The organism is Bacillus clarus (genome assembly GCF_000746925.1).
In the GTDB taxonomy this organism is placed as follows: domain Bacteria; phylum Bacillota; class Bacilli; order Bacillales; family Bacillaceae_G; genus Bacillus_A; species Bacillus_A clarus.
Map to the genome: position 1 here is coordinate 1 of NZ_JMQC01000002.1, position 7,231 is coordinate 7,231.

Genomic DNA, 7,231 nt, shown 5'->3' on the forward strand with positions numbered 1-7,231 from the left:
TATTTTTATATATGGATACCCCACCCTATGGGGGGCAGGTAGGTGTACTAGGCTGGTCTGGTCTCCGCTAAATATACACCACGATTTTCAAACCTTTTCAGGGCTGATTAAGTCACCGAGATTCGCATTCTGAGGTGATTATCTTTTGATTAACGTACTAACACCCATTAACTTTGCTGTACAGCGTTATATGGAATGGGGGGTGGTTACGGTTTTTGCTAATATAGAATATCCGTTTCTTGAAAAATAAATTTGGCGAAGTTTCGGGAATCCTTTTGGGCACAATTCACCTTGCTGCGGGTCAATAGGAAGAGTTACTTAATTCTTTGGAATGATATACTAGCATTACTAAAAGGGAGGTTTGCTAAATGGCAACTGAAAAAGAAATGGAATTAGCAAAACAGATTCTAGCAAAATTGACGGAACTGGAGACTAAATTAGATAAAATAGATGGTAGTTTAGGTAAGGTGGAGGACAGTTTAGATATTGTGGACAGTAAAACGGATAATTTGAATGGGGAAACCTCAACATCAGTAGAAGGTAAGTTGGACAATTTAAGAGGTGTACATAAAGGACTAAAAGCCACATTCGAACAAGGCTTTGCCGATGTACACAAGGGATTGGCTGAGATAAAAGAAATAAATAAGAATCGCAAGACAGCAAAGGAAATCGTTGAGGGCATCGCTGGAAATGGGCAAAAGAAAAGCGGAAAGCAAGTTCATTAGATTAGAACCCTGCTTTCCTCAGCTTTCTTTAAGTATTTTGATAGAGTCGATACTGCAATACCTAATGTGTTAGCAATCTTTACTTGACTCATGCCTTGTTCAACCATGTTAGGTATTTTAATCTTGTCCTCTTCTGTCATCGGTCTAGTTTTCTTCTTTGTGACTTTTTTCTTTCTAACTTCATCTATTCTAGTAGGGTCTACACCGCAAACATGCTTTTGATTCTCTTTTGTAAGTATCCACGTAGGGTGTGCATACCATTCTTTATGACAGTTGGTACAATGATGTATTAGCACCGCACGAGGGTTAATGTATTGTTCCTTTGCGGTTACAGAACCACCATACTTCTTATTTAACGCTTCCTGATATGAGGCCTGTTTAACTGGGTCTTTAATCTCTCTCTGCATGGTAATATTCCTCCTTAAATAAAATAAGATCACCAGCGTTAACTAGTGACCTTCTCTTGTTCTATTTTCTTTATCAGCATTTCTTTGACACCACTATCTTTCATGCGGTTTAACATTGCCTCATTTAGTTCTTTATCAGTTACTTTGGATTCCTCAATATAACCACCTGCTTCATTTTGCAATGCCAATCCATATTGCATAGCTAAAACTGGTGGTAAGCCTTTTAGAACCTCGGTATTTCCTTTTCGTAATTCGTCCATTACATCTTGTTTTACAATGCTAGATAAGTTCATAACTATTCAGCCTCCTTTGGTGCTTGTAAATGGTCTGGTAAATTCCCACGAGTAGCGGAAAACATTTCATTCTTAGAAACAACAGACGTTTCAAACCATGTAAAGAATGGCTGGTACTGTTCTTGATTGAATGAGTGTTCCAATCGTGGAAATTCTTCTTTAACTTTCGTATCTTCAAACACTTCATAAATATCAGGTGCAATTGCATGGTATTGTTGTTGGAACTGTTTACCTACACCAGCCACCTCAGTTAATAATTCATAGCGGTGACGGATAGCGAGTTCTGTCACGTCATACTCATTAGCACTAGACCGGTCTTTTCTCAGTACCTCTTGAAACACTGGTACATAAGCAAGTTTCAAAGCTGATCTTTTTTCATTTAATTCTTCCATCATAGAATGAATGATTTCTAATTTAGAGTTGATTCCTTTTGCTTGTGCCTTTAAATAAATACGTTCTGATAAGTTTGCATTCTCCTGGTCTAATAGAATCGCTGTCATTTCTTCCTGCATTGCTACCAGTTCCGCTTGTAGTTCCTGTTCTTCTTTGTCCAGTACCTCAGCCTTTGCTTTGTATTCAGCTACAATCTTCTTAGTTTCAACAAATAAGTCTCTTACTTCCATTTCTCCATACCTCCATTTAGTTATTTAATTCTTTGGGCTTTTAGTTCAATGATTCGCTTTACAGATACCAGTTCTAATTGACTGATATTTAAAGCACGAATACCGTCCATGATTTTAGTTTCATAGTGTGGCGACAATGCAATGTCACCACGTTCTAATTGTGCTAAAACGCCTTGATTGATTTTGCATATTTCACCGAATTGAGTTTGAGTCATATTTCTACATAAACGTAGGTACTTAATCATTTGATAAGTAATTTTCCGTTCATGAGGTAAGCTGTCTGTATTTACATCAATCATTTATTTACACCTCGTTTTCTAAAGTTAATAATTTATTAAGTTAGGGCAAAACAAAAAGGCGTAGCAATTAAGCCACACCTTAAACGGAAAATATATATAGGAGAATAGATACAATTCCTCATGTAGGAAATCACAATAGATTTCCCTGCTTTATAGTCTGTGACCACTAGGGTCATTACTGGTACTCTTGAAATTATTTATTTAATCAACCCTTTATCTTTCAGCACAGTCCTAACAATTTCATTCATTAAATCACTCTTATTTCCATGTTTGATACCATCTAGGAAGCTGATAATATCCTTGTCCCAATAGAAACCTCGGTAAGTTCGGTTTTCACTTTCTTCTTGATTTTGAAGTAATAGCACATCAATAGGGTCTAACTCGCTAGTAACTGTCTTTTTACTAGCTTTTACTGTTGTTTTACTAGTATCAGAAGTTACATTACTTTCCTTTACTGGTGTTTCAACAGTAGATGCTATTTCTTCACTAGCACTAATGCTAGCATTTGATTTTACTGCTTTGGCTTTTCCTTTAGTTGGTACTACAAAGTCATAGAGAGATTTTTCCAGAACGCTTTCGTCATTACCCTCAGCAAGATACCAGCCACGTTTTCCGCTGGTATTATAGCAACCAGCTTTCTTTAATCCTTCAACAGCTTTCTTTTCACCAACTTCAAGAAATTCTTTGGCTATTTCAGACACTCTCATTGTTTGAGTCAATTCTAAAATGTCTTTGATTATCATATTCTTCACCTCTAAATTGATAGATTCTATGTACTGCTGCTAAACCCTTTTGCAAGATTCAATACCTGATCTTGCCTCAAATGATTTAGTTTGCCTCAATCTCTTATACTATTACTATATATCGTAAAGATTAAAAATTATAGGGAATCATAGCAGATTTTCGTTGATTTAAGCGGTGTATGGCGGTAAGATTGAAGTAATTTAATAGAACGTGGACATGAAAAAAGCCACTTCATATGCTAATGGCTACCAACCTTTAGCGAAGTGACTTGACCTGTATTAGCGTACAGGACTTCAACTTAGGAGACGTTTGCACCGTCAAATAAGTTATATTTGCCTTGTTTAGCACAACAAGGCTTATTAGATACACCTATTGTACCTTTGTTTATTGTAGATTTCAACTAGCAAATGCTAGGATTGTTATATACATAATTGAACGGATATGAAGGGGCGTTATCTATACTTAGAAGTCTTGTGAATGTACAGGGCGTTTAGGTATGGGTGACGCCCTTTTCGTGTTCTGTTCACAGTGGAATTGCCTGTAAACCACTTTAAAAACTGATTGGCTTGCTATCGGTCGTGCGGAAAGTACTTAGTATGCTTTTACAAGGATAGCACCCCTCATTGGATTCCCATTCGTTCGGTGAGGGTAGGTGAGAACTACCTTAAAGGTTCGGGTTGGTTATCGTTAGTACTACGGTACTAGGGAACATATTCAGCTTGTCGCACAGGGACGATATTGTGGACAGGACAAGCCATTGTTAAAGGATATGTACGGTGAAAACTGTTGAGTGAATGGGGTCTATACATACGGAACACTGACTAAGCAAGGCATGGAAAAAACATAGACACTCATCCTTCTATTCTGATTGATTACTTTTATAGTTTTCTCTCAGCATAGGGGATAAGTCTGTCTTCCAGCCATTTTCCTAACAACGCTTCAGCATGATAAAAACCTTCAAAACCTAAGGTCAAGTGATTTTAAGAGATTTAACCCCAACTGGCTAAGATAGTTGAATACCTAAGTAAGTACCACTAGCTAAGATAGAGGAAAATGGGGCTTAAACGATACATAGATTAAGAACTATATAGAGGTGGAGGACGAAAAAAGGGCATTTAGTAACTGAGACTAAACGCCAAAAGTGAATAGATAAATTAAGATAAGAACATAGAAGGGGAGTGATTCCCTTCCTTATTAGTATATCATAGAATCAGGTTATAAAGAAAAGTGGATAATAGTTAAGGTGGTTAAGTGATAGTGGGGGAAATCTAGAGTAAGAGAATAAAGATCAGAAATAAAAGTTGATATTATAGAAATATTTTACATGGAAACACTTGTTTGTTTAGGCAAAATTTGAGATAATATAGATACGTGAGTAATTACTATAAGTTAATTGTCCTGTAATTGGATGAAGAGGTTTTTTATTCTTGTTACGTATATGACGTTTAGGCGATTTTTTAGAACGTGATTTCATTCAATCAGCAACCATCAACCATTTTAAAATTAAAAATAATTAAAAATGGGGTGCTGATACATGTTTAAGTTTTTCTTTAAGAGAGATAAAGATTCAAATACAACAGAATTCTATTTTCATGTTAATTTTGATGTTGTTATCTCTGCTGTCATCATTGAGTTGATTAAACGATCTTTGAACATATAGCAATTTGAAAAGGGAATGTGGGTGATAATCCATGTTCCCTTTTTGTATGTCCTATTTCATTCTCATTTTGCAAGTAACTATATGTAGGGTTCAGAAATGAAACTACTAAACTTGCAGAAAAGGAATGATTTAAAATGGCAAAAACTATACTTCAAGGGACAGGAACAGTATGTAAAGGAAATCTTAATAATTACTTTGAACAAGTACCAGCTGAACTATTCGACTATATTCAGTTAGGATTGATAACACATACTGATATGGTTATTTATATTAAGTTACTACAATTGTACAATCCTAACTATGGGTACGCCTTTCCTACCATTGACCAGCTAAGATCATATACTCGTACAGGAAGTAAAGCAACTATTCATAGTAGCATTAGAAGATTATGTGAGGTTGGGCTGATAAAGAAAGGTAAAACAAATGGTGGAAATAATATCTATGTGGTATATAAGCCATTGGATACTGTTGACCTATACAATGCTGTTCCTGAGAAGGTGGAACAATTTGAGGAATTTGATATTAAGATAACAAAAGTATCAACTGATGATAAGGAACGCTATAAACAGCACCTAATAGATAAAGAAATAGTGGCACAACAGCAAAAGCAGATTTATGCGGTAGAATAGTGCAAATAATGAACGTTAATACAATCTTTCATTTATTTACTTTCTTTTATGATAGTCTTCTTTTATTTCTTATCATAGTATTCTTTTAGAGAATACAAATTAAGTATGTATTATGTATGTATGAGTAGTAAGTGTGTATAACGTTCATATTCCGCACTACAATAATGCAAATAGTGTACCACCAAAAACAATAATTTGAACTCGGTTAATCCCTCTTTTAGGTATCAGTGACTAATAACATGATAAGAATGGGCTTTGTTGAGGTTATTAGTCAGTACCATATGTGATTTACCCTTTCCTCACTAAAATATGATTTCAAAACAATACTAGACCTCTCAGAATTGAATCTGTGGGGTTTTATTTATTTTCGAATACAAAAACAAACAAATGGATTCAGGACGCTGTGCGAGGCTATACAAGGTGTTAAAACGGACGTGTAGTGAATAGGCGGTGCACAATGTTGTTTTTCTGTAAAACCTAGTCATATCAAGGGTTTTCGCTGTATGAGGATTGTTAAATATTGTGCAAATCTCACTTTTTATTGCTTCCTTGCCTCTGATACACAGCAGTCGCCATAACTTTTTTCTAGCACAAGAAAAGACCACACTATTAAAGTGTCGCCTCGTATTCTTTCACTTTCTTATAGAAGGTCGCTTTCTTCATGTCCACTTCTTTCATAAATGCCACCGCTGTTATCTTTTTATCTTTCCAATCCTTGTACAGTTTGTTCCATTCCTCAGGAAGTTCCATTGCTGGACGTCCTAGATGCTTTCCTTTTTCTTTAGCAACAGCGATTCCCTCAGATTGACGCTGTTTAATAGTTTCTCTTTCCTGTTCAGCCATTGAAGTATAAACCTCGATAATTATATTGTTAATCATATCTATAACCCATTCTTGCCCCTCAGGAACGTCTTGCATTGTAGTAGGAAGGTCTATGATCTTTACTCTGATACCCTCATTCTTGAACTGTTCTAGATAGCTTTTAATTTGCTGTTTATTACGTCCTAGACGGTCAATAGACTTTATGTAAAGCGTGTCGCCTTTCCTCATTGCTTTAAGCATGTTTTGGAATCCTTCACGTTCCATATCTTTACCACTAGCTTTATCACTATAAATATACTTCTCGTCACTTACATAGTTTTTTAATGCTTCATATTGTCTATCTAAATTCTGTTCCTTAGTTGAAACACGCATATACGCAAAATTGATTCCTGTCATTATTAAAACCACCGTTTCTATTAGTTGATAAATTTAATATACACCAACCGTCTATAAAGGTCAATTATTTTATGAACGTTCATAAAGGTTTATATTATTTATTTAATAGACGCTATAAAGACAGTTTTTTTACCGTCTATTAAGGTGTACCTTTGTAGACTGTTTTTTATGGACTGTTTTCTTTATGGAAACTATCAATAATGAACACATTTATGAGAGAGGCTGTTTTGTAACGCAATAACAAGGGGTAGCCCTCTATCAAAAGGGAATGGCTAGGGCGTGGCTATATAGGACGGTATAGTAACGCTACTAGGTAGGGATACCATGCCATTCACCACCACACCACCATATCGCTACACATATACCAGTAGGATAGTGAGGTGCGGTGCTGGGTGCGAGGACAGGGCGTGGCAACAGTACCAGCACTGACAGTAGCAAGGATAACAGCGAGGCACGAGGGAAGGGCATGGCACACGACACGAGGCGAGGACAACAGCAAGCAAGGAACGAATGAAACAAGAACAAACAAACGAATAAAGAAAGAAAAGAAACAAGTAAGTAATGAATAAGCAATGAAGGAGATCAGCGTGGATAGTTGCAAGGGCAATGTGTGGTGACGTTGCGACGCCTATT

Annotated in this window: 9 protein-coding genes; 3 read left to right on the forward strand and 6 right to left on the reverse strand. The window is 36.2% G+C overall.

The annotated features are described in order from the left end of the window. Positions 1 to 368 precede the first annotated feature (368 nt). Positions 369 to 725: a hypothetical protein gene (locus DJ93_RS00020; RefSeq protein ID WP_042978604.1), complete on the forward strand. Its 357-nt coding sequence runs from the start codon at positions 369 to 371 to the stop codon at positions 723 to 725. On the opposite strand, the gene DJ93_RS00025 is transcribed toward DJ93_RS00020, so the two are convergent. The 5 genes from DJ93_RS00025 to DJ93_RS00045 all read right to left on the reverse strand — a co-directional run bounded on the left by DJ93_RS00025 (position 722) and on the right by DJ93_RS00045 (position 3,090). Further along, positions 722 to 1,132, reverse strand: a complete 411-nt coding sequence (locus DJ93_RS00025; RefSeq protein ID WP_042978606.1) for a helix-turn-helix domain-containing protein — start codon at positions 1,130 to 1,132, stop codon at positions 722 to 724. The genes DJ93_RS00020 and DJ93_RS00025 overlap by 4 nt on opposite strands. Positions 1,133 to 1,170: 38 nt before the next feature. Further along, the gene (locus DJ93_RS00030) at positions 1,171 to 1,425 is read right to left on the reverse strand and encodes a hypothetical protein (RefSeq protein ID WP_042978608.1); all 255 of its coding nucleotides are present in this window, start codon (positions 1,423 to 1,425) and stop codon (positions 1,171 to 1,173) included. Positions 1,426 to 1,427: 2 nt separating this feature from the next. After that, a complete protein-coding gene (locus DJ93_RS00035) occupies positions 1,428 to 2,048 on the reverse strand; it encodes a hypothetical protein (protein WP_042978609.1) in 621 nt (206 codons plus the stop codon). Positions 2,049 to 2,068: 20 nt separating this feature from the next. Then, the gene (locus DJ93_RS00040; protein ID WP_042978610.1) at positions 2,069 to 2,347 is read right to left on the reverse strand and encodes a helix-turn-helix domain-containing protein; all 279 of its coding nucleotides are present in this window, start codon (positions 2,345 to 2,347) and stop codon (positions 2,069 to 2,071) included. 197 nt (positions 2,348 to 2,544) lie between these two features. Continuing rightward, positions 2,545 to 3,090: a hypothetical protein gene (locus DJ93_RS00045; protein WP_042978611.1), complete on the reverse strand. Its 546-nt coding sequence runs from the start codon at positions 3,088 to 3,090 to the stop codon at positions 2,545 to 2,547. Between the two features lie 1,795 nt (positions 3,091 to 4,885). Between DJ93_RS00045 and DJ93_RS00050 the strand changes: the two genes are divergently transcribed. Further along, the gene (locus tag DJ93_RS00050) at positions 4,886 to 5,380 is read left to right on the forward strand and encodes a helix-turn-helix domain-containing protein (protein WP_042978613.1); all 495 of its coding nucleotides are present in this window, start codon (positions 4,886 to 4,888) and stop codon (positions 5,378 to 5,380) included. A 609-nt stretch (positions 5,381 to 5,989) separates the two neighbouring features. Here the strand turns inward: DJ93_RS00050 and DJ93_RS00055 are convergent. Continuing rightward, entirely contained in the window at positions 5,990 to 6,598 is a 609-nt protein-coding gene (locus DJ93_RS00055; protein ID WP_042978612.1) for a recombinase family protein, read from the reverse strand. A gap of 407 nt (positions 6,599 to 7,005) precedes the next feature. Here DJ93_RS00055 and DJ93_RS32760 point away from each other — a divergent pair, with 407 nt between their 5' ends. Continuing rightward, positions 7,006 to 7,167: a hypothetical protein gene (locus tag DJ93_RS32760; RefSeq protein ID WP_161785240.1), complete on the forward strand. Its 162-nt coding sequence runs from the start codon at positions 7,006 to 7,008 to the stop codon at positions 7,165 to 7,167. Positions 7,168 to 7,231 lie beyond the last annotated feature (64 nt).

Bases quoted from the DNA above. Each gene is read 5' to 3' on its own strand.
- DJ93_RS00020 (WP_042978604.1), top strand. From the start codon at position 369: ATGGCAACTGAAAAAGAAATGGAATTAGCAAAACAGATTCTAGCAAAA.
- DJ93_RS00025 (WP_042978606.1), bottom strand. From the start codon at position 1,132: ATGCAGAGAGAGATTAAAGACCCAGTTAAACAGGCCTCATATCAGGAA.
- DJ93_RS00030 (WP_042978608.1), bottom strand. From the start codon at position 1,425: ATGAACTTATCTAGCATTGTAAAACAAGATGTAATGGACGAATTACGA.
- DJ93_RS00035 (WP_042978609.1), bottom strand. From the start codon at position 2,048: ATGGAAGTAAGAGACTTATTTGTTGAAACTAAGAAGATTGTAGCTGAA.
- DJ93_RS00040 (WP_042978610.1), bottom strand. From the start codon at position 2,347: ATGATTGATGTAAATACAGACAGCTTACCTCATGAACGGAAAATTACT.
- DJ93_RS00045 (WP_042978611.1), bottom strand. From the start codon at position 3,090: ATGATAATCAAAGACATTTTAGAATTGACTCAAACAATGAGAGTGTCT.
- DJ93_RS00050 (WP_042978613.1), top strand. From the start codon at position 4,886: ATGGCAAAAACTATACTTCAAGGGACAGGAACAGTATGTAAAGGAAAT.
- DJ93_RS00055 (WP_042978612.1), bottom strand. From the start codon at position 6,598: ATGACAGGAATCAATTTTGCGTATATGCGTGTTTCAACTAAGGAACAG.